At 73.2% G+C, this 20324-nt stretch carries 15 protein-coding genes; 7 read left to right on the top strand and 8 right to left on the bottom strand.

All coding sequences use genetic code 11. From position 1 onward, the window contains the following. Positions 1–119: 119 nt before the first annotated feature. Complete coding sequence (locus G9H72_RS08715; protein ID WP_166169864.1) at positions 120–419, bottom strand: hypothetical protein; 300 nt, start codon at positions 417–419, stop codon at positions 120–122. Between the two features lie 178 nt (positions 420–597). Then, entirely contained in the window at positions 598–1266 is a 669-nt protein-coding gene (locus tag G9H72_RS08710; RefSeq protein ID WP_166169862.1) for a hypothetical protein, read from the bottom strand. Positions 1267–1471: 205 nt separating this feature from the next. On the opposite strand from G9H72_RS08710, the gene G9H72_RS08705 reads away from it, so the two are divergent. Together G9H72_RS08705 and G9H72_RS08700 are read left to right on the top strand one after the other, a co-directional pair. Next, entirely contained in the window at positions 1472–2005 is a 534-nt protein-coding gene (locus G9H72_RS08705; protein ID WP_166169860.1) for a sigma-70 family RNA polymerase sigma factor, read from the top strand. 661 nt (positions 2006–2666) lie between these two features. Continuing rightward, the gene (locus tag G9H72_RS08700) at positions 2667–5135 is read left to right on the top strand and encodes an amidase (protein WP_166169858.1); all 2469 of its coding nucleotides are present in this window, start codon (positions 2667–2669) and stop codon (positions 5133–5135) included. A gap of 542 nt (positions 5136–5677) precedes the next feature. Here G9H72_RS08700 and G9H72_RS08695 read toward each other — a convergent pair. Beyond that, on the bottom strand, positions 5678–7060 hold the full coding sequence (locus G9H72_RS08695) for an MFS transporter (RefSeq protein ID WP_166169856.1): 1383 nt from the start codon (positions 7058–7060) through the stop codon (positions 5678–5680). Positions 7061–7284: 224 nt separating this feature from the next. Here G9H72_RS08695 and G9H72_RS08690 point away from each other — a divergent pair, with 224 nt between their 5' ends. Both G9H72_RS08690 and G9H72_RS22900 read left to right on the top strand, forming a co-directional pair. Next, positions 7285–9381, top strand: coding sequence for a molybdopterin oxidoreductase family protein (locus G9H72_RS08690; RefSeq protein WP_166169854.1), 2097 nt, complete (start codon positions 7285–7287; stop codon positions 9379–9381). 65 nt (positions 9382–9446) lie between these two features. After that, on the top strand, positions 9447–10940 hold the full coding sequence (locus G9H72_RS22900; protein ID WP_166169992.1) for an FAD-dependent oxidoreductase: 1494 nt from the start codon (positions 9447–9449) through the stop codon (positions 10938–10940). Between the two features lie 46 nt (positions 10941–10986). On the opposite strand, the gene G9H72_RS08680 is transcribed toward G9H72_RS22900, so the two are convergent. Continuing rightward, positions 10987–12342: an alpha/beta hydrolase family protein gene (locus G9H72_RS08680; protein WP_166169852.1), complete on the bottom strand. Its 1356-nt coding sequence runs from the start codon at positions 12340–12342 to the stop codon at positions 10987–10989. A gap of 191 nt (positions 12343–12533) precedes the next feature. On the opposite strand from G9H72_RS08680, the gene G9H72_RS08675 reads away from it, so the two are divergent. After that, on the top strand, positions 12534–13721 hold the full coding sequence (locus tag G9H72_RS08675) for a hypothetical protein (RefSeq protein ID WP_166169850.1): 1188 nt from the start codon (positions 12534–12536) through the stop codon (positions 13719–13721). A 56-nt stretch (positions 13722–13777) separates the two neighbouring features. On the opposite strand, the gene G9H72_RS22895 is transcribed toward G9H72_RS08675, so the two are convergent. After that, positions 13778–16522 (bottom strand): LuxR C-terminal-related transcriptional regulator, encoded by a 2745-nt coding sequence (locus tag G9H72_RS22895; protein ID WP_166169848.1) that lies wholly within the window; start codon positions 16520–16522, stop codon positions 13778–13780. 64 nt (positions 16523–16586) lie between these two features. Next, positions 16587–17021 (bottom strand): group I truncated hemoglobin, encoded by a 435-nt coding sequence (locus G9H72_RS08665; protein WP_166169846.1) that lies wholly within the window; start codon positions 17019–17021, stop codon positions 16587–16589. A 162-nt stretch (positions 17022–17183) separates the two neighbouring features. Between G9H72_RS08665 and G9H72_RS08660 the strand changes: the two genes are divergently transcribed. Together G9H72_RS08660 and G9H72_RS08655 are read left to right on the top strand one after the other, a co-directional pair. Next, complete coding sequence (locus G9H72_RS08660; protein ID WP_166169844.1) at positions 17184–18008, top strand: hypothetical protein; 825 nt, start codon at positions 17184–17186, stop codon at positions 18006–18008. Between the two features lie 52 nt (positions 18009–18060). Next, positions 18061–18546: a hypothetical protein gene (locus G9H72_RS08655; protein WP_166169842.1), complete on the top strand. Its 486-nt coding sequence runs from the start codon at positions 18061–18063 to the stop codon at positions 18544–18546. Positions 18547–18558: 12 nt separating this feature from the next. Here the strand turns inward: G9H72_RS08655 and G9H72_RS08650 are convergent, their stop codons facing one another. Both G9H72_RS08650 and G9H72_RS08645 read right to left on the bottom strand, forming a co-directional pair. Continuing rightward, positions 18559–19134 (bottom strand): hypothetical protein, encoded by a 576-nt coding sequence (locus G9H72_RS08650; RefSeq protein WP_166169840.1) that lies wholly within the window; start codon positions 19132–19134, stop codon positions 18559–18561. A gap of 17 nt (positions 19135–19151) precedes the next feature. Further along, complete coding sequence (locus G9H72_RS08645) at positions 19152–20300, bottom strand: zinc-dependent alcohol dehydrogenase (protein ID WP_166169838.1); 1149 nt, start codon at positions 20298–20300, stop codon at positions 19152–19154. Positions 20301–20324: the final 24 nt, after the last annotated feature.

The raw sequence follows: 20324 nt of genomic DNA, 5'->3' as shown, positions 1-20324 counted from the left end.
GTCGTTCGGCTGGAGACGACGGCTGCGGGCTTCACACGAGACTCATCCGGTCATGCCGCGCTGCGGGCAGGGAGTGCGTCGCCGGCGCGTAGCAGGCGCAGCGGTGGCGGGGCCTTGCCTCAGCTGAGGAGCTCCTCGAGCCCGTAGCTCTCAGCGAGCGCCGTCGCCACAAAAGGGGTGAACAGGAAGCGCGCGGTGACTGTCGGGCTGAGCCCAGGGCTGTAGGCGATGTCGGTGCAGTCGGCGTTGTGCAGGGAGACGTGCGCTCCTCGCGCCGTCCAGAAGTCGTACAGGCCGACGTCCGGCTCGACTCCTCGCCCGGGCTCCTCGCTGACCCCGGTGAGTCGGCACGCGGCCGCGAGATGGCCGCGCACGCCCAGCTCACCGCTGACGCCGGCAGACCCTGGTTGGATCATCATCCCGGGCCGGCCGAACGCGACCTGCCAGCGCGCGTCGCCGTCGCAGTCGCTCGCGAAGCGGCACAGCGCCTGCGCTGCTCGCGGGTACCGCGCCGTCGAACGCCCCGGCGGCGTCGACCCAACACACAAGGAGGCGAGGCACAAGGCTGCCCCGCCTTCCTCGTGACTGTGCAGTGTGCTAGTTGGTGAAGGACTGCAGCAGGCAGTCCCGCTCGATGTCGGCGGCGTTGGACGGAGTCGGTGTGCTGTCGCTGTCGTAGGTCCAGCCCAACCCGTTGGGGTAGACGCTGTGGTCCGGGACGAGGTGGACGGCGATGCCGTTCTTGCGCAGGCAGGCAACGTTCGCGGCGCTGTCGGCCCGGTAGTTGGGGTTACGGGCGGGGTTGAGCTCCTTCGGGGGCACGGGAAGCAGGCGGCGGCAAGCTGCCTGGGCCGCGGACGGGATGGGTTCGGTCGTAGTCCGTCCGGCGGGGACGGGGACCACCCCCTCGACCCGGGGGGTGCCGTGGGCGACGAGGCAGGCGTCCCATGCCGAGGTCCTGGCGGTGCGCTGCGCCTCGCTGTCGGTCAGCTGCTCCTGCGGCCGGCCGGTCGTCGACGGCTTGGCAGCCGGGCGCGCGGGCTTCGCGACCGGCCGTGCGGTCGTGCCAGGCCGGGCCTGTCCCACGCCCGCGACGGCGTGCACTGCGGCGGGAGCGGGAGCAGGGGCGCGGACGTCGGCGTAGGCCAGGCCGGTCAACCCGGCGCCGGCGCTGAGCGTTGCCAGCGCGGCGAGCAGGTACGGGGGGCGGCCGAGGCGGGTCCGGCGAGCAGCCTGCCCGGGCTCGAGACGGGGGCGCAAGCTCATGAGCGGTGCTCCTTCAGAGATGAGGTCGACCACCGATTGGGGTCGAAGGGGTGACGCCCGGGAGCAGCGCCGGGTTGCAGCCGACGCTGGCCTCGACCGTGGGCGATGAACGTTGCCGATGCTGCAACCCGAGGAGCTGGTCGGGCGTCATCGGGTGGACGGCGGCGCAACGGCCGAAGCCGTCAGGAGGAGGTGGGCCCGCCATATGCGTGAGACGAGCGAGTTCGACGCGTTCTACGCGGGCACGTCGCGCCGCGTCCTCGGCTCGGTGTACGCGATGACGGGCAGCGTGGCCGAGGCGGAGGACGCGGTCGCCGAGGCGTACGCGCGCGCCTGGCAGCGATGGCCGCGGGTGCGTGCCTGCGACTCGCCCGAGGCGTGGGTACGCACGGTCGCGTCGCGGCTGGCAGTGAGCTCGTGGCGCAAGAGCGTCAACCGCTGGCGGGCCCACGCCGCCAGCAGGCCGGTGCAGGAGGAGCTGCCCGGCCTTGACCCCAGCCATGTGGCCCTGGTCGACGCGCTGCGGCGGCTTCCGGAGAAGCAACGGCGCGCGGTCGTGCTCCACCACCTCGTTGGGCTGCCCGTGACCGAAGTGGCCGCCGAGATGGGTTCCCCGGACGGGACGGTGAAGGCCTGGCTCGCCCGCGGGCGCACGGCCCTCGCGGCCCATCTGGCCGATGACGACGAGCCGACGCCCACCGCCTCGGCCCGCGCAAAGGAGCTGCCCCATGCCCGATGACGACGCACGATTGGACGCCGACCTGCGCGCCCTGGCCCGCGCCGCCGGCTCGGCCGCGGCCCTGCCCCCCGCGTCGGCCGCCCGCCGCCGCGGTGAGCGTCGCGCCGCCCGCACCCGAGGGGCCGTGCTGACCCTCGCGCTCGGCGCGGTCGTGGCCAGCGGCGCCGCCGGGGTGACCGGCTGGCAGGAAGAGGGGCGCGGCGGAACGCGGCCGGCGCCAGGCGCTCCCGTCGCACCCAGCTCGCCAGACTCCACGCCGTCACCGCACGTGACCCCCGGCCACGTCCCACCGAAGACGCCCTCACCCGGCACGACGCCGTCTAGCTCGCCCTCGCCCGTCCCTACCGCGCGCTCCTGAGCGCGGATGCATGTTCGCAGCTAGGACGCTCAAGCGAGTCAGCTGGTCCCCGGGGACTCGCGGGAGAAAGCGTCAACAGCCTCTGACGGCTCTCACGCTGCATGATCATGCACTCACGCCGGTCCTCGGCTCGCGCTGCACGACGCCTTCGAGCCAGTGGCTCCGCGGCGCGTTGATGCGCACCCGCTGTACCCGTAACCACGTCGACATGTCCCGTCACGAGGCGGCAACACGCAGCTGCGAGTGTGCCGACCGCCTGATCGGATGACGAGATGCCGGTCTCGCATCACCAGGAGAGCACTCATGAAGCGAACGCTGCAGGCGACGACGTTGGCCGTCGCCGCGCTCTCGGCCGCCGTGGTCCTCGTGCCACCGGGGTCGGCGGGCGCGTTCACCTACGTGACCGACACCGCCGGCACCGCCTGGGGTATCCAGGACGCGGCCCCGCCCGGCGCAGACACCGGCAGCATCCGGGCCACCCAGACCGGCACCGGCGTGCTTGCGGCGTACTCCACCTTGCTCAACGGGTACGGCGGCATCCGAGTCCGGGTCGACTCCCCGACCGCACCCCGCTTCAACGGGGAACTGATGCGCGGGTTCGGGCTGGAGCAGACCGCGAAGGGCCAGTTCACGACCACCCGGTCGGTCGACCTGGGTGGGGTGCGGATCTCCCGCGACATCGCCATCGAGCAGGCGGGCTCCTACGGGCGCTGGCTCGACACGTTCACGAACACCACGCACCAGCCGCTCACGGTCGAGGTCGCCTTCGGCGGGCAGACCGGGTACGGCGCCACCGGCACGAACGCCAGCCGGATCGTGGCGACCTCGGACGGCGACACCGCGGTGACGACGAGGGACACGTGGACCGCCACGGCCAGCGGGACGTCGGCGACCGGCGCCACGACCGGCGGGCCGAGCGCCACGGTGGTCGGAAGGTTCGACCGCACGGGGAACTGGCTGCGCGACACCTTCACCCAGCCGATGGGCACCACGGGCCACGCGGCGAACTTCCCGGCGTACGTCAACACGCTGACGCTCCCGGCCCGCACCAGCGCCTCGCTGCTGCACTACGTCGTCGTCGGCAAGCCGGTCACCGCCGCGACGCTCGCCGGGGAGCTCGCCGCGGTCTCGCGCGTCGCCGGCACCCTTGCGGCCACCCCGATGCTCGCTGGCCTGTCCCACAACCAGGTGTGCACGATCGTCAACGTCCCTGCCGCCCGTACCAGCGATTGTCGGGGACGCGACACCACGCGGGTCAACCAGCCGAACGACGGCAAGGCGCCGAGGCTGGAGACCAAGTCGCCGTACGACGTCGTGGACAAGACGATCGGCGAGATGCAGGCGGACATGGAGGCCGGCCGCACCACGTCGAAGGAGATCACCCAGGCCTACCTCGACCGCATCTCCGCCTACGACGAGGGCCAGTTCGGGTTCAACGCCTTCACCACCGTAGCGAGCGACGCGTTGAAGCAGGCCGCCGCCGCCGACCAGAAGCGGCGCGCCGGTGCCAAGGGCGCGCTGCTCGGCATCCCGATCGCGGTGAAGGACCTCTACGACACCAAGGACATGCCGACCACGAACGGGTCGCTCACCTTCGAGGGGTTCCGCCCGAAGGACGACGCGTACCAGGTGGCGCAGCTGCGCAAGGCCGGGGCGATCATCATCGGCAAGGCGAGCATGGAGGAGTACGCCACCAGCGGCAGCTACTCCGACAGCGCCTACGGCACTGTCTGGAACGCCTTCGACCCCTCCCGCTCGGCACTCGCCTCTTCCGGCGGGTCCGCGGTGGCGACGGCGACGAGCATGGCCGCGGCAGCACTGGGGTCCCAGACCGGTGACTCGCTCTACGCCCCGGCGAGCGCTGCGAGCCTGGTGACCTTGCGCGGCACCGACGGGATGCAGTCCGACCGTGGCGTCATGCCGCTGAGCTGGCTGCAGGACTACGCCGGCGCCATGACCCGCTCGGTGCCGGACCTGGCCGACATTCTCAACGCCGTCTCCGGCACCGACCCGCAGAACCCGGAGACGGCCGAAGCCAGCAGCCACCGGCCGGCGGACTGGCGCTCGGTCCTGCAGGCGGACGCCCTCGAGGGCAAGCGCATCGGCTACCTGCCGTCGGCCTGGGTGGACCCCTACGGCACGACGACGACGATCGAAGCGTCGAAGGCCGCCCTGGCCCAGCTGAAGGCCGCCGGCGCGCAGATCGTCGAGCTGCCCGCGGGGCCGACCGCGCCGGCGCGCCCGAGTGGCGACGTGAACTGGGAGGGCTGGGCCCGTTACATCGCAGCGCACCCCGAGCTGGACACCCAGCTCGGCATCGACTCGCCGGCCGAGGTCGTGTGCTCGCAGAAGAAGCTGCCGTACACCCGCTATCCGACCAGCTACTGCGACGGCAGGACGCGCATGACCGACGCGCAGGCCACCGCCTGGCGCAACTACCGCGCCCAGTACCAGAAGAACATCGCTGCTTGGCTGGACACCTACCGGCTGGACGCCGTCGTCTACCCGGGCCTGCTGTCCGAGATCAGCCTCAACGACGGCGGGGGCAACCGCTCGAGCTTCGGGCGCCAGGACACCCCCTCCGGCAGCTCCGGCGTCCCGACCATCGCGTTCCCCGCCGGCACGGACGCCAACGGCGCCCCGATCAACCTCCAGCTGCTGGGTCGGGCGTGGTCCGACGCTCAATTGGTCGGCATGGCCTACGCCTTCGAGCACGTTGCTGACGGCCACGTCGCCCCCGACACCGTGCCGGCGCTGAAGGTTCGCCACTAGAGCGCCACCACGAAGCGGCACGGCGCCCTCTCGCGGCTGCTCACGACGCCCGGACACCTCGCGGATGTCCGGGCGTCGTGCGCCCCAGGGGCCGGCGAGCGCCGCGCCGCTGCCGCTCGTCCGGGACGGGACCTCAGCGCCGCCCACGGCGCCGTGCGGTCGCGTCGGGCGTGCGCGCTCCTGCCGCCGTCGGGGCGCGTCCGGTCGTCCGCTCATCCGGGTGTCCTGGCGTGGCTGGCCGCCGGGCATGATGTGCAGCACCCTGGTCATCCGCCCGTTGCGCTCGGGCCGGCCGGTGCCGGCAGTGGTCTCACGGACGAGGCGTCGATCGGCGCGGTGCCGTCCCGGAAGCGGCGAAGTGCCCCTGGTCGGGGACCGGGCGATGTCGCCGACTGGCCGCGCTGCTCCGGCCAGGCCGATCCCGTCCAGGTGCAGCAGGCTCGACCCGGTCGCCCGCCCGATCTGCCGGGGACGGATGCTGCCCTGACACGCGGCCTCGTGTGCCGCGGCGGCTGGGCCACCACGGCACACGAGGCAGGCGGTCAGACCCCGACGAGCCGGTGCGACGACGGCCGCAGGTAGACCGTCCACGTCACCGCGAAGCACACGGCGTAGAACGCGAGGAAGGCGACGTACGCCAGGTTGCCGTTGCCTGTCTCCAGGAACGACTGGCGGAACGCGAGGTTGACCAGCACCCCGCCGAACGCGCCGATGGCCCCGGCCACGCCGATCAGGGCGGAGGAGAGCCGGCGCGCCTCGTCGCCCGCGGCCTCGAGGTCGGCCCCGTGCATGACCTGAGCCGCCGCCTTGGCCCGGAAGATCGCCGGGATCATCTTGTACGTCGACCCGTTGCCCAGGCCGGAGAAGACGAACAGGGCGATGAAGCCGGCGAGGAAGAGCGGGAGCGACTGCTGGGCGGAGGCGAGGAGCACGATGCCTGCGCTGCCGGCCATCGCGATGAAGTTGACGAAGGTGACCTTGGCCCCGCCGACGCGGTCGGCCAGCAGCCCGCCCACCGGCCGGATGAGCGAGCCGAGCAGCGGGCCGAGGAAGGTCAGGTACGCCGCCTTGATCGGGGTGTCGAAGTCGGCCTTGAACTGCACCTGCAGCACCTGGCCGAACGCGAACCCGAAGCCGATGAACGAGCCGAACGTCCCGATGTAGAGCAGGGACATGATCCAGGTGTGCGGGTCGCGGCACACCCTGCGCATCGCGCGCTTGTCGTTCTTCGCCTGGGCGAGGTTGTCCATCTTCCACCAGGCGCCGAGGGCCGCGAGGACGATGAGCGGCACGTAGATGGCGAGCACCACGCGCGGGTGGTCCTTGCCGGCGGTCGCCAGCACGAGCAGCCCGATCAGCTGCACCGCGGCGACGCCGAGGTTGCCGCCGCCGGCGTTGAGGCCGAGCGCCCAGCCCTTGCGGCGCTCCGGGTAGAACGCGTTGATGTTCGCCATCGAGGAGGCGAAGTTGCCGCCGCCGACGCCGGCGACCGACGCGACCAGGAGCAAGGTGCCGAGGGACACCCCCGGCTCGAGGACCAGCGCCCCGAGGCCGACCGGGACGAGGAGCAGGGCCGCGCTGAACACGGTCCAGTTGCGGCCGCCGAACTTAGCGACCGCGAAGGTGTACGGGAGCCGCAGCACCGACCCGACCAAGGTGGGAACGCAGGTGAGGAGGAACTTGTCCGCGGCGTCGAATCCGTACGCCGGACCGAGGAAGAGGACCAGCACCGACCACATGCTCCAGACGGAGAAGCCGATGTGCTCGGAGAGGATCGAGTAGAGCAGGTTGCGACGGGCGACGCGCTCGCCCTTCTCCGCCCAGAACACGGGGTCCTCGGGCCGCCAGTCCTGGATCCAGCGGCCCTGCCCCTGGGAGGCCGGCTCCTCCGGGACGGTGGTGACCGGGGTTGCGGTGATCGACATGGGTGCCCTCCGAGGCGTGCGCGATCCGTCGTCGGCAACGTAGGGAGGAGGGGTTACGCACGGGTTCGACGAGCTTGTCGCCGGTGCTACATCCGGCTCACGGCCGGCTCGGGCGGGGGCGCAGCCGCATCACCGGGCCGCAGGCCCCGGGGAGAGCGCCTCGGAACGCTGCCGTAACGAGCCGTCCATCGTCGTGCAACGGCGCCCCGGCAGCCTCTGGAGCCATGCGCGGCCCCGTATCGACCGCAACCCACTGCCCCTACTGCTCACTGCAATGCGGGATAACCCTCGCGGTCGAGAAGGGGCGCGTGGAGCTCGCCGCCCAGGAGGACTGGCCCACCAACCGCGGTGGGCTCTGCCAGAAGGGCTGGACCGCCGCGGAGCTGCTCGACTCCCCGGAACGGCTCACGGCTCCGCTGGTGCGCGACAGCCGAGACCAGCCCTTGCGCCCGGCGTCCTGGGACGAGGCTCTGGGGCGGGTGGCCGTGGCGATGGAGCGCAGCCGCGCCGAGCACGGCCCCGACAGTGTCGGCTGCTTCAGCGGCGGCGGCCTCACCAACGAGAAGGCATACCAGGCCGGGAAGTTCGTGCGGGTCGCGCTCGGCTCGTCGGCCATCGACTACAACGGACGCTTCTGCATGTCGTCCGCCGCGGCCGCGGGGACCAAGGCCTTCGGGATCGACCGTGGGCTCCCGTTCCCGCTGGCCGACATCGCGGGCGCCGACGTGGTCCTCCTCGTCGGCAGCAACGCGGCGGACACGATGCCGCCTGCCATGCAGTGGTTCGAGGCAGGCCGCGAGCGCGGGGCGCGGCACGTCGTCGTCGACCCGCGCGCCACGGCGACCGCCCGCGCCGCTCACCTGCACCTGCAGCCGGTGCCCGGCAGCGACCTCGCGCTCGCGAACGGGCTGCTGCACCTCGCGATCCGCGAGGGATACATCGACGAGGCCTACATCGACGGGCGCACGACCGGCTTCGCGGAGGTACGGCGGGCCGTGCGGGCGTACTGGCCGGACCGGGTCGAGCGCATGACCGGCGTCCCGGTGCAGGACATGGTCGCCACCGTACGGCTGCTCGGCGAGGCGCGCTCGGCGATGATCCTCACGGCCCGCGGTGCCGAGCAGCACGCGCACGGCACCGAGACGGCACTCGCGTTCCTGAATCTCGCGCTGGCCCTCGGGCTGCCCGGCCGGCCGTTCTCGGGCTGGGGGACACTCACCGGGCAGGGCAACGGCCAGGGCGGCCGCGAGCACGGCCAGAAGGCGGACCAGCTGCCCGGGGCGCGCCGCATCGACGACCCCGCCGCTCGCGCCCACGTGGCGTCGGTGTGGGGCATCGAGCCGGAGGAGCTGCCCGGGCCGGGGCTGTCGGCGTACGAGATGCTCGACCGGCTCGGCACCCCGGGCGGCGTGCGCACGCTGCTCGTCATGGCGTCCAACATCGCCGTGTCCGCGCCCAACCGGGACCGCATGGTCGACCGGCTCGACGCCCTGGACTTCCTCGCCGTCTGCGACATGTTCCTGTCCGAGACCGCCGAGCGCGCCGACGTGGTCCTGCCGATCGCGCAGTGGGCCGAGGAGGAGGGGACGCTCACCAACCTGGAGGGCCGGGTCATCCTGCGCCGCAAGGCCGTGGAGCCGCCACCGGGAGTGCGCTCCGACCTCGAGGTCCTGGCCGACCTGGCCGAGCGGCTGGGACGCGGGAAGCACTTCTCCGCCGACCCGGCCGAGGTCTACGACGAGCTGCGCCGGGCCAGTGCGGGCGGGGCGGCCGACTACGCCGGCATCAGCCGGGAGCGCGTCCAGTCCGAGCAGGGAGTCTTCTGGCCGTGCCCCGACGTCTCTCACGCCGGCAGCCCTCGCCTCTTCACCGAGCGTTTCGCCACCCCCGACGGCCGGGCGCGCTTCCACGCGGTGCAGGCACAGGAGCCGGCCGAGCTGCCCGACGAGGAGTTCCCGCTCATCCTGACCACCGGAAGAGTGCTCCGGCAGTACCAGTCCGGCACCCAGACCCGGCGGGTCCCCGTCCTTGCTGCCGCCGAGCCGGAGGCCTTCGTGGAGGTCCACCCCTACGTCGCCGCCCGGGCCGAGGTGGGCGAGGGGGACGTGGTGCGGCTCCGCTCGCGGCGAGGCACCGCCGTCCTGCGGGCGCGGGTCACCGACACGATCCGCCCCGACACCGTCTTCGTCCCGTTCCACTGGGGCGGCCGGGCGGCCGCCAACGCGCTCACCAACCCGGCGCTCGACCCCTACTCCCGCATGCCCGAGTTCAAGGCGTGCGCAGTCGCGCTCACGCGGCTCGACCCCGAGGAGGCCCGGTGACCGTCGTGCAACCGCTCCCGACGCCGGACGACCCGCGCCCGCGCCTCGTGGTCGTCGGCAACGGCATGGCCGGCGGTCGGGCCGTCGAGGAGATCGTCGCCCGTGGAGGCGCAGAGCGCTTCGGTGTTGAGGTCTTCGGTGAAGAGCCGTACGGGAACTACAACCGGATCATGCTGTCGGAGGTGCTCGCCGGCAACGCCGCGGCGCCGGAGATCTACCTCAACCCCGTCGAGTGGTACGCGGACAACGGCGTCGTCTTCCACCGCGGCGTCCGCGTGGTGCGGATCGACCGGCGCAGGCGACTGGTCTTCGGCGACGACGGGTCGATCGTCGGCTACGACAAGCTGGTCGTCGCCACCGGCAGCCGGGCGTTCCTCCCGCCGATGGAGGGCATGTGGCAGGACGCCAAGACGCTCACGCCCGGCGTCTTCGGCTTCCGGGGGCTGGACGACACCGCGGAGATGATGCGGCACGCGCCGGAGCACGACGTCGCAGTGGTGATCGGGGGGGGCCTGCTCGGGCTCGAGGCGGCCCGCGGCCTGCAGACGTACGGGATGACGACCCACGTGGTCCACGCCGCGCCCACGCTGATGAACCAGCAGCTCGACGAGCAGGCCGGGCGCATCCTGCAGCGCTCGGTCGAGCAGCTCGGCATCTCCGTCCGCTGCGACGCCCGCACCACCGCGGTCCTCGGGGAGGACCGGGTGACCGGCGTCCGGCTCGCCGACGGGACGACGCTCGACTGCGACATGGTCGTGATGACCGCGGGGATCCGGCCGAACGTGGAGCTGGCGCGCCGCGCGGGCCTCACCGTCGACCGCGCGATCGTGGTCGACGACCAGATGCGCTCGGTGGACGACCCCGACGTCTACGTCGTGGGGGAGTGCGCCCAGCACCGCGGACAGGTCTACGGGCTGGTCGCGCCGCTGTGGGAGCAGGCCCGGGTGCTCGCCGACCATCTGACCGGCGCCGACCCCACCGCGGCGTACCACGGGTCGCGGGTGGCGACGAAGCTCAAGGTGGCCGGCGTCGACGTCGCGGCGATGGGGCTCAAGGAGCCCGAGCACGAGGACGACGAGCTCGTCCAGTTCTGCGAGCCCCGGCGCGGCGTCTACAAGACGTTGATCGTCCGGGAGGACCGGCTGGTCGGCGCCACCCTCCTGGGCGACGTGCGCAAGGTCGCCTTCCTCACGCAGGTGTTCGACAAGGGGCTGCCCCTGCCGGAGGAGCGGGCCCGGCTGCTCTTCGACATCGGCGGCGCCGCGGAGCCGGTCGGTGCGGCCGGCCTCGCCGATGACGCGCAGGTGTGCAACTGCAACGGCGTCACCAAGGGGCAGCTCGTCGCCTGCGTGCACGGCGGCGAGGACACCGTGACGGGGGTCATGGACCGGACCCGTGCCGGCAAGGGGTGCGGCTCGTGCCGCGGGCTCGTCAAGGAGGTCTGCGAGCTGGCGATGGCGGGACAGCAGGACGGGAGCGACGACGGCCCGGTGGCCGATCCCGCAGCCTGCGACAGCTTTCCGCGCCCGGGACGGCCCCTCGTCGTGCGCGCCGGCTGAGGGCTCGGGGCGGCCCGTCCGGGGAGGACGGGCCGCTCCTCGGCCGTCACGAACGCGGGAACGGCAGGGGGTGGTGCCGGACGAAGGCCGGCGCGACCGGCACGCCCCCACCGGTGTTCAGCTCCGGGCCCAGGGCCGCCGCCCGGGCATTCAGCAACCCCGGCTTCACGTGCCATGCCCCCTCGTCCAGCCGCTCCTGCAAGGCCGCGAAGGCCGACACGATCTCGGCGGAGGTGAAGGTGCAGTGCCCGGGGCGGTCCACGAAGACCTGCCGGAGCAGCTCCGGCCGCCCGCTTGCCGTGGCGTAGGCCCGCTCGTGAGAGCTGGGCACCAGCCCGTCCGCCGTGCCGTGCAGGGTGAGCAGCGGCTTGGCGGGCACGTCCGTCAGCCCGCCGTTGGCCGACAGGTACGCCCGGGCCGCGGAGCCCGCCTCGACGCGCGGCGCTGCGGCGAGGGTGGCGAGGTCCGCGTCCAGGTCCAGTCCCGCGGCGCGGTACAGCGCACGTACGTCCGCACGCTGCTCGGAGGCGCGCAGCATCCGCTCGTAGTCCACACCGACGTTGGACGAGGGGTTGCCGCCGGCGCGCGCCTCGAGCTCCCCGCGCTCGGCGAAGGCGAACACCGGGAAGGGCTCGGTCATCCACGCCAGCCGCGCCTGCGAGCGTCCGCCGGCGTCGGACGGCATCGGCGCCAGCGGGTCGACGGCGCCCGGGACCTGCATGACGGCGGCGGCGAGAGCGATGCGAGCGCGCCCGGCGGGCGTCCCCGCTGCTTCGGACAACATCGCGCCCGCAGCGCCGAGGTTGCCGAGCGGGTCGTCGATCCCGATGATCCGCACCGCATCGGACGATGGAAGCAGAGTTCGCAGGACGTACGCCCCGTCCAGGTAGATGTCCCACAGTGCGGGGCCGCCCGCGTTCAGCCCGCACAACGAGAGGCCGCCGTCGAAGCGTCCCGGCTGCTGCTCGATCAACGCGGTGGTGACGAGCCCGCCGAGCGACTCGCCCAGCGCGACCGTCCGGCTGGGCCGGCCCACCCGGTCCGCGAACGTGTCGAGGGTCTGCAGCTGGTCGTCGACGGCCTCCTCGAGCGCCCAGCCCGTGCCGGCGTACGACGAGCCGGCCAGGGCGTACCCCGCGCTCAGCAGCCAGCGCCGTGAGGCGTCCCCGGGAGCGGTCTCGGCTGGGTTGTCCTCGCCCGGGAAGCGGAGGCCGTGGCTGTAGAGGACGAGGGTGCCGTTCCAGTCCGGCGGGACCTCCAGGCGGTAGGAGGCGCCGTCAGCGAGGGCGCCGGTCAGGACACGCGCGTCCTCGGGCGCGGCGGTGGCGGCGGTGGCGACGGACACGGGGGCAGCGGTTAGGGCGGCCAGCAGCGCCGCCGTGAGGCGCGAGCGGTAGGTCATGCGCCCAAGCTGGTCGCGCGGGCCGGGCGGGGACAGAGCAACGGTTGCTCATCAGCGAGCGGTCTCGCGTCGCCGCCTCGTGAGCATCGGCGCCCCGGGCGGTTGAGCAACGCCTGCTCAGGTGGGGGGAGCCGTCGAGCGGCAGCCTCGACGTGCCGGCAGAGAGCCGGCAACAGCAGAGAGGCTCTCCGATGCAGACCCCCTTCGCGCGCCGCGCCGTGCGCGTGGCGTCCACTCTCGTGACGGCTGCGATGGCCGTCGTCGTCCCGGCCGTCGGGGCCACCCCCGCTCACGCGCAGGAGGTGACGACGGTGCGGGCCCACCTCACCTACGAGGACACCAACCTGCAGGACCGGCCGATCGCCTTCAGCAAGGTAGAGATCTGGCGGTTCGCCCCGCGGACGTTCGGGATATGGACGTGGGCCAACGAGCGCACCGTGCAGACCGACGGCAAGGGCAACCTGACGCAGTCCTTCCCCTTCGTCGATGACGCGATCTACGCGCTGCGCGTCTTCGCCACCAACAGCGCCGTCGAGGTCTGGCCCAACGACGCGCTGCACACCCAGCCGTTCTGGGCCGAGCCCGGACAGGGCTCGTCGATCATCGAGCTGACGTCGACGTCCCCGAACACGACGCTGTCCTTCGACTGGAACTTCGACGACGACTGGGCCCCGCAGCACTACAACCTCGCCGAGACGATCCGCCACGGGCGCGACTACGCGACGGCGAACCGGGGGGACACGGACGTCCTCCCGCAGGCCGACGTGCAGCCGACGTCGGTCACCGGCAGCTACTACAACCCGGTGAACAGCACGGTGGTCATCAATAGCAGCAGCGTCTTCTCCGACCAGACGGTCCTGCACGAGTACGGCCACTTCCTGCAGGACAAGATCGGGTCGTTCCCGTGGCTGCCCGCCAGGCACAACGGGTGCCTCACCTTCGACGTGCTCGGCAACGCGGTCAACACCGCGGAGCACGCCTGGATGGAGGGGTTCGCCAACTGGTTCGCGCAGGCGGTCGTACGCGCCAGGCCGGAGGCGGCGCTCGTGGGCAACACCAGCTCCACCGGTGAGGGCACCTTCAGCGCCTCGCAGCTGGAGACGCCCCGGTGCGGTGCGCTCCCGGCGAGCGTGACGGGGGACGAGGTCGAGCTCTTCGTGGCGGCCTCGCTGTGGGACCTGACCGACTCCTTCGGTGGCCTCGGCGAGCCGGCGGACACGGTGTCCGGGCGTGACCGGGAGGTGTTCCAGATCATGGACAAGGAGCTCGACGCGCAGTCCGGCGGGCCGACGCCGACGATCAGGACCTTCCGGGCCGCCTGGATGGCCCGGGGGATCTTCGGCCTCGAGCCGATCCTGAAGCTGAACCACGTCCTCTGAGCACGACCGACGGGGCTGCGGGCAGAACGCCCGCAGCCCGTCCGTCGTCCTGCCGCCTAGGCCGAGAGCGCCTCCGCGAGCTCGCGTCGGCTTCCGATGCCGAGCTTCGTGTACGCCGCCTGCAGGTGGTTATTGACGGTCCGGACGGACAGGAAGAGCCGTTCGGCGATCTCCCTGCTCGACATGCCGCGCGCGGCCAGCCGCGAGATCTCCCGCTCCCGATCGGTGAGCGGCGAGACAGACTCGACGAGCAGGGCGTGCAGGACGCCGCCCTCGCAGCGGCCCGCGAGCTGCCGGGCGCGCGCGGTCAGCGCCGCGACCTCACGCTTCGACGCCGTCCCCGCCGCGGCCTGCGCGGCCTGCGCCGCCGCCTCCGCGGCGCTCATCCGTGACCCGATGCGCTCGAACTCGTCGGCGGACGCGCTGAGTCCCGCCACGTCACGGCGCGCGGCGGCCGTCGCATGGCGGGCGAAGGCCGCGGTGAGGACGCCCTCGGTCGAGGCCTGCAGGCGCTCGAGCCGGTCGACGACGAGCCCGGGCCGGCCGAGGCGTACGACCCCGTGCAGCAGCGCGGCGGCGAGCGTCGGGTGACCGGCGTCCAGAGCCCGGTCCGCCCGGTCGCGCAGGTCACCGGTCGCGCCGTCGAGGTCGCCCTCCAGGGCCCGCGCCCAGCAGCCGGCGAGCACGCGCCACGGCTCGTCCGGGTCCCCGCTGGCCGGTATCCGCCCCAGCGCCTCCCGGGCCGGCCCCGGCTCCCCGAGCCACGCGTGGGCTAGCGCGAGCCCGGCCAGCCCGAGGCACACGTGCCGCCGGGGGCCGTGGGCCTGCCCGCCGCTGACCACGTCACGCGCCCAGCGGGAGGCGCTGCGCGGGCGGCCCGCGTGCAGCAGCGCCATCGTCAGCGTCCACTCGGCCACCGTGACGGCACGGTCGAGCCCGTCCTGGACCGCGTAGGCCAGCGCGCGGTGGGCGGCCTTCGTGGCGTCCTCGACGCGCCCGTCCTGGATGAGCGCCGCCGTGCGGGCGAGCTCCGGGGCCGAGCTGTGCAGCAGCGCGGCCCCGCGCAGCCGCGACATCGCGCTCGTGCTCTCCTCCGCGAGCTCCACGCCCTCCCGGGCACGACCCGCCCAGGCGAGGGCGACCGACGCCGCGACCGACCACTCGAGCCGGTCGCCGGGACGGGTCGGAGCGGGCACTGTCGTCACCGCCACCAGCGCCTCGTGCGCGCGGTACGCGTTGCGCAGGATCTCCGCGCGCGCGGCTGCGAGCGCGGCAGCCTGTCCCGGCACGGCCGCCTGTGCCTCGTCCAGCAGGGCGATCGCCGCGTCGACGCCGCCGGTGCCCTCGTCGGCGAGCAGGCCGGCCCGGAGCGCGGCGACCCGGGCGCGCACGTCGTCGGCCGCCGGCATACCGGCTGCCTCGCGCAGGGTCCGTGCGGCGTCGTCGGGCCGGCCCAGCTCGCACTCGGCCTCGCCCAGGTGCAGCAGCGACTCGGCCAGCCCCGGCCCGTGCTCGCGCCAGGACCTGGCCGCCGCGCCGGCCAGCCGTTCCACTGCGACGAAGTCGTGGGCCAGGCGCGCCAGGCGCGACGCCCGCAGCAGCAGGTCCGGGTCGGCCGTGCCCGTCGCCTCCAGGCGCCACAGGGCGACGCGCAGCGGGTCCCCGCGCCGTGGGGGGCGGGCCTCGACGACCGCGACCTGCTGGAGCAGCAGGTCGGCGGCGCGCAGCCGTGAGATGCCCGTCCGCACCACCGACTCGTACTGCGGATGTGCGAGCCGGGCGAGCAGCTGCGCGGCCGCGTCGTTGGCGCCGGGCTCGACCGTGACGATGCCGTTCTCCTCGAGCGCAGCCAGGGCGCTGCGAGCGGCGGGCTCGACCAGCTCGTCGACGTCGAGCGTCTGGCAGAGGGCGAGCCGTTCGACGACGGACCGACCGGCCGCGTCGAGCCCGTCCAGCCGCAGGCGGAGCAGCTCGAGCAGGGCGGGGCTGCCGGTCACCGGGCCGGTGAGCTGCCAGACCCCCGAGACCGAGGTGAAGCCGCCGCGCCGGGACGTCTCGGAGACGAGCTCACGCAGATGCAGCGCGTTGCCACCGCTCTCGCGGGCGAAGGCCTCGACGGCCTGGGCGGCGACCGGTCCTCCGAGCGTCGTGGCGATCAGCTCACCGCACTCGCGAGCGGTCAGGAGCGGGACGTCCACCCGGAGCGCCCGGTCCGCGCTCCACATCGCGAGGACCGCGTCCGGCAGGGCTTCACCGGACCGCGCGGTGGCGAGCAGGACGGCCAGCCCCTCCTCGAGCAGTTGGACGAGGACGCCCAGCGACAGCGGGTCCAGCCGCGGCAGGTCGTCGACCAGCAACAGCAGCCGCGCGCCGCCGGCGAGGTCGGCGACCACGCGGCGCGCGTGGGCGAACAGGCGCACCGCGTCGGTCGTGAGCGGGTCCAGGTCCACCTCGCCGAGGGTCAGCAGCCCGGCGAGCGGCCCGAGCGGCACCGCGGCGAGGCTGCGGGTCGCGGTGATCCGGAAGACGGGGTACGCCCCCTCCAACCGCGTGGCGCACTCCTGCGCCAGCCGGGTCTTGCCGACGCCCGCCGGGCCGTGCAGCAGCACAGCATGGAGGCCGGGCCGCCGCAGCGCGGCCTCGACCTGCTCGAGCAGGCCGTCGCGCCCGACGAGAGGCCACTTGGGTTGCCCGCCGGCAGCGGGCGCGGAGCCGAGGCTGGCGGGCGCGGCGGTGGCGTACGCGCCGGCGTGGGCGTGACAACGCACGCCCGCTCCGGCAGCCGCGCTCTCCGACGACACGCGCACACTTTGCCGTAGTTGTCCCGGCCGTGCAGCCGAATTCGGCGCCTGCCCGCGTCCCTCGTCAGGAGCCCTCGACGACCTCGCCGCGCAGCGACTCGACACGCTCGACGACGTCGGCGACCGCCTCGGGGTCGAGGTCGAGGTCGCGCAGGGTCGCCGCGAGGTGCTCGACGATCGCGTCGAACGCGGTGCCCGTGACGGCGAGCCCGGCGTGGGCCGCAGCCGGCGACCGCCCCGTGAAGACGTCCGGCCCGCCCACCACGCTGGTGAGGAAGGCGTGCTGGTGAGCTCTGAGCCGACGGAGGTCGACGTCGGCGAACCACGGCGCGAGCAGCGGGTCCTCCGCGACCCGCGAGTAGAACACCGTCACCGCCGTCGCGAGCCCCCGAGCGCCGCCGAGCCGGTCGTAGAGGCTGTCCCTCGTCTCGTGACCGACGAGGTGGGGCCCTCCGGTCGGCTCCCGGGCGCCCTGCTCCTGCGGCTGCCTCGTCGTCATGCGGTCCGCCTCCTTCTGCCGCTCTTCCGCCGCTCGGGGAATTGCACCACGCGCCGGGCGGCCCGGGCCTGAGCATTCCTTGCTCACCCTGCCCTCGCTGCCCGACGCGACTGAGCAACGAGTGCTCTGCCGAGCCGGGAGCGGGCGGGGTGTCCTGTGACCATGACGAACCGACCTGCCGCCCAGCGGCCCGTGCTCAGGATCTTCTCCGCGATCGCCCTCGTGCTCGCGACGTTGTCGGCCTCGCTCGCCGCGACCGGCGTCGCGCACGCGGACACCTGCAAGACCGGGGTGTGCATCACCTCCGCACAGACCGGTGCCGGCCCCAGCAACGTCACGACCACGCTGCAGACCAACGTCCCCACGACCGTCTACTACTACCTGTTCGACTCCCAGGGCGGCGTCGCGGGCGCCACGGTGGTGAGCGCCCCGGCCACGACGCACGTCCTGAGCGTGGCCGGCCTGCACCCGGCCAACGACTACACCTGGTGGGCCTCGGTGCTGGACGCGTCTGGTGCGGCCGTCGCTCGCCAGGGCACGGTGAGCACCCAGCGCGGACGGGTCGAGGTGCGGTTCGACACCGCGGACGTCTGGAACGACAGCGACTTCTGGTCGGCGGGCGACATGAGCGTGTACGGCCGCGCGGGCGACGCGCAGTTGACGATCGACGAGAGCAGGCAGGTCGACGGGGACGGCCTCAGCGGGGTCGACACGTCGTTGCACGGGCTAATGCTCACCGTGCCGAACACCGCGTCCACGGTCACGGCGGCGGTCGAGATGTACGACGACGACTGCGACTTCTTCCAGCTGTGCGTGCACGGCCTCGGCGCCGAGTGGGGCCAGGGCAGTGACAGCGAGGCCGACTGGGCGACCGCGTGGGCGTCCGCGCCGACCCGGAACCAGGACGGGCAGTGGCACCCGCTGCACGGCCGTGTCGACGGCCCGGTCGGGTTCAGCGTGCAGCTGAGCTACCGCGTCGTCCCCTAGAGCTTCCGGCCCCGTCGCCGCGCGGCGACGGGGCCGGACCCACAATGGCGCGGTGCGCCGTGCCCCTGCCGCCCTCCCGCTCGCCGTCGCGCTCGTGCTGGCGGCATGCGGCACCGGCTCAGACACCAGCACGTCGCAGGACCGCGCCGGCGGGACGGCAATGGCACCCACGCGGCCCGCCGACTGCAACCACGTCTCCCTGCAGGGCACGGACGCCGCAGCCGCGGTCGGCTTCCACTGGACGGGGGAGGAGCACCCCTACGGCACGGCGGTCACCCTCTGGTTCTGCGTCGACCCGCGGCTCGGCGGCAGTGTCGCGTTCGGCCCGCCGGAGGGCGTGACGGTGTCGCCCGCGACCCAGCCGAACCCTGCTCCCGGAACCGGCGTACTGCCGTTCACCGTCACGGTCCCGGCCGGCGCGAGCGGCAGGGTGCGGGTGCGGGCCTCGGACCCGGACGGGCGGCCGCAGGCGGACATCGGCGGGCCGGAGATCGTCGCAGCAGAAAGCGGCTGGCGGTTCTCCGAGCCGGGGCGCTAGCCGGGGCGGGCGCTACCGCCTCAGGCGCCGAGCCACGCCGCGCACGGCGCGGTAGGCGACCACGCCGCTCAGCACCCACGGCCCGCCGACGAGGATCGGGTCGAGCCACTGGTGGTTGACGTCGGCCCGGTTGCGCCCGAAGCGGCTGATGACGGGGTGGCTGCGCGGCTCGCCGAGCACCCCGGTCTCGGTGATCGGGTTGTCCGGGCGGGCGCTGAGGAACGACGCGAGCACGTGCTCGGTCCGGTCGACCCGGTCCGCCGCGATCAGCAGCAGCCAGTGGGCCGCGCGCCCCTCGCTGTACTTCGCGTAGGCGTGGCGGCGGATGACACCGGAAAGGCCCTTCGGAGGTGTAGAGGTGCCGAACACCGGGGTCAGGAACTTGTGCTCGATCGACCGCTCGCGCGGCCACTTCTCCTCCTGCCGCTCCGGGAAGTCCCAGTGGGCGCCACTGGCAGCGGGGTCGAACACCTCGCGCGGCACGGCCGGACGGTCCTTCGGGTCGAGGTCGACCCCCCATCCGGGGATGCGGGCGCGCAACTGCTCCGGCGTCTCCGGCAGCGGCGGCTTCTCCGGCGTGTAGGCCATCGTCGTCTGCCCTTCGGTCAGGAGGCGTTCGGGAGAATGATCGGCTTGATGCAGTTGTCGAGCTTGGACGAGAAGATGTGGTAGCCCTCGGCGATGTGCTCGAGCGGGATGCGGTGCGTCACGATGTCGTTCGGCTTGATGTAGCCGTTGCGGATGTGCTCGAACAGCCGTGGCCACTGACGCTTCACGGGCGCCTGGTTCATGCGGAGCGTCAGCCCCTTGTTCAGCGCGTCGCCGAACTTCACCGCGCTGAAGAGCGGCCCGTACGCGCCCATGACGCTGATCGTGCCGCCCTTGCGCACCCCGTCGATGGCCCAGTTGAGCGCGATCGGCGAGCCCCCCTGCAGCTTGAGCTTGGCCGAGGTGACGTGCTGGAGGAAGTTGCCGTCCGCCTCGGCGCCCACCGCGTCGATCACGCGGTCGGCGCCGATGTGGTCGGTGATCTTCTTCAGGTGCACGACGATGTCGTCGTACTCGGCGAAGTTGTACGTCTCGGCGTGGGCGAACGTGCGGGCCTTCTCCAGGCGGTAGTCGAGGTGGTCGATGACGATGACGCGCCCGGCACCCATGAACCACGCGGACTTGGCTGCGTACAGGCCCACCGGGCCGGCGCCGAGCACCACCACCACGTCGCCCTCGACGATGTCGGCGAGCTGCGCGCCGAAATAGCCGGTCGAGAGCGCGTCGGTGCAGAGCAGGGCGTCCTCGTCGTCCATCCAGTCGGGGATGAGGCTGGGGCCGACGTCCGCGAACGGGACGCGGACGTACTCCGACTGCCCGCCGTCGTAGCCGCCGCAGGTGTGCGAGTAGCCGTAGATGCCGCCCACCGCCGTCGCGTTGGGGTTGACGTTGTGGCAGTTGGAGTAGAGGCCCCGGGCGCAGAAGAAGCAGGACCCGCAGTAGATGTTGAAGGGCACCATGACCCGGTCGCCGACCTGCAGGCTCTGCACCGACGGGCCGACCTGCTCGACGACCCCGATGAACTCGTGGCCGAAGGTCATGCCGACGCGGGTGTCCGGCATCATCCCGTGGTAGAGGTGCAGGTCGGAGCCGCAGATCGCCGCCATGGTCACCCGCACGATCGCGTCGTTCGGATGTTCGATCGGCGGGATGTCCTTCTCCTCGACCCGGACCCGGTACGGCCCGCGGTACACCATCGCTCGCATGCGCCCTCCACCCGTCACCCGTCC

The organism is Motilibacter aurantiacus, from assembly GCF_011250645.1.
In the GTDB taxonomy this organism is placed as follows: domain Bacteria; phylum Actinomycetota; class Actinomycetes; order Motilibacterales; family Motilibacteraceae; genus Motilibacter_A; species Motilibacter_A aurantiacus.
The sequence above is the reverse complement of the archived record's forward strand: the minus strand, read 5'-3'. Positions and strand labels throughout refer to the sequence as shown.

Coding starts and splice junctions, on each gene's coding strand:
- G9H72_RS22900 (WP_166169992.1), top strand. CDS start 9,447: ATGGCCGGCGGTCGGGCCGTCGAGGAGATCGTCGCCCGTGGAGGCGCA.
- G9H72_RS08675 (WP_166169850.1), top strand. CDS start 12,534: ATGCAGACCCCCTTCGCGCGCCGCGCCGTGCGCGTGGCGTCCACTCTC.
- G9H72_RS08665 (WP_166169846.1), bottom strand. CDS start 17,021: ATGACGACGAGGCAGCCGCAGGAGCAGGGCGCCCGGGAGCCGACCGGA.
- G9H72_RS08660 (WP_166169844.1), top strand. CDS start 17,184: ATGACGAACCGACCTGCCGCCCAGCGGCCCGTGCTCAGGATCTTCTCC.
- G9H72_RS08705 (WP_166169860.1), top strand. CDS start 1,472: ATGCGTGAGACGAGCGAGTTCGACGCGTTCTACGCGGGCACGTCGCGC.
- G9H72_RS08680 (WP_166169852.1), bottom strand. CDS start 12,342: ATGACCTACCGCTCGCGCCTCACGGCGGCGCTGCTGGCCGCCCTAACC.
- G9H72_RS08645 (WP_166169838.1), bottom strand. CDS start 20,300: ATGCGAGCGATGGTGTACCGCGGGCCGTACCGGGTCCGGGTCGAGGAG.
- G9H72_RS08715 (WP_166169864.1), bottom strand. CDS start 419: ATGATGATCCAACCAGGGTCTGCCGGCGTCAGCGGTGAGCTGGGCGTG.
- G9H72_RS08650 (WP_166169840.1), bottom strand. CDS start 19,134: ATGGCCTACACGCCGGAGAAGCCGCCGCTGCCGGAGACGCCGGAGCAG.
- G9H72_RS08700 (WP_166169858.1), top strand. CDS start 2,667: ATGAAGCGAACGCTGCAGGCGACGACGTTGGCCGTCGCCGCGCTCTCG.
- G9H72_RS08710 (WP_166169862.1), bottom strand. CDS start 1,266: ATGAGCTTGCGCCCCCGTCTCGAGCCCGGGCAGGCTGCTCGCCGGACC.
- G9H72_RS08690 (WP_166169854.1), top strand. CDS start 7,285: ATGCGCGGCCCCGTATCGACCGCAACCCACTGCCCCTACTGCTCACTG.
- G9H72_RS08695 (WP_166169856.1), bottom strand. CDS start 7,060: ATGTCGATCACCGCAACCCCGGTCACCACCGTCCCGGAGGAGCCGGCC.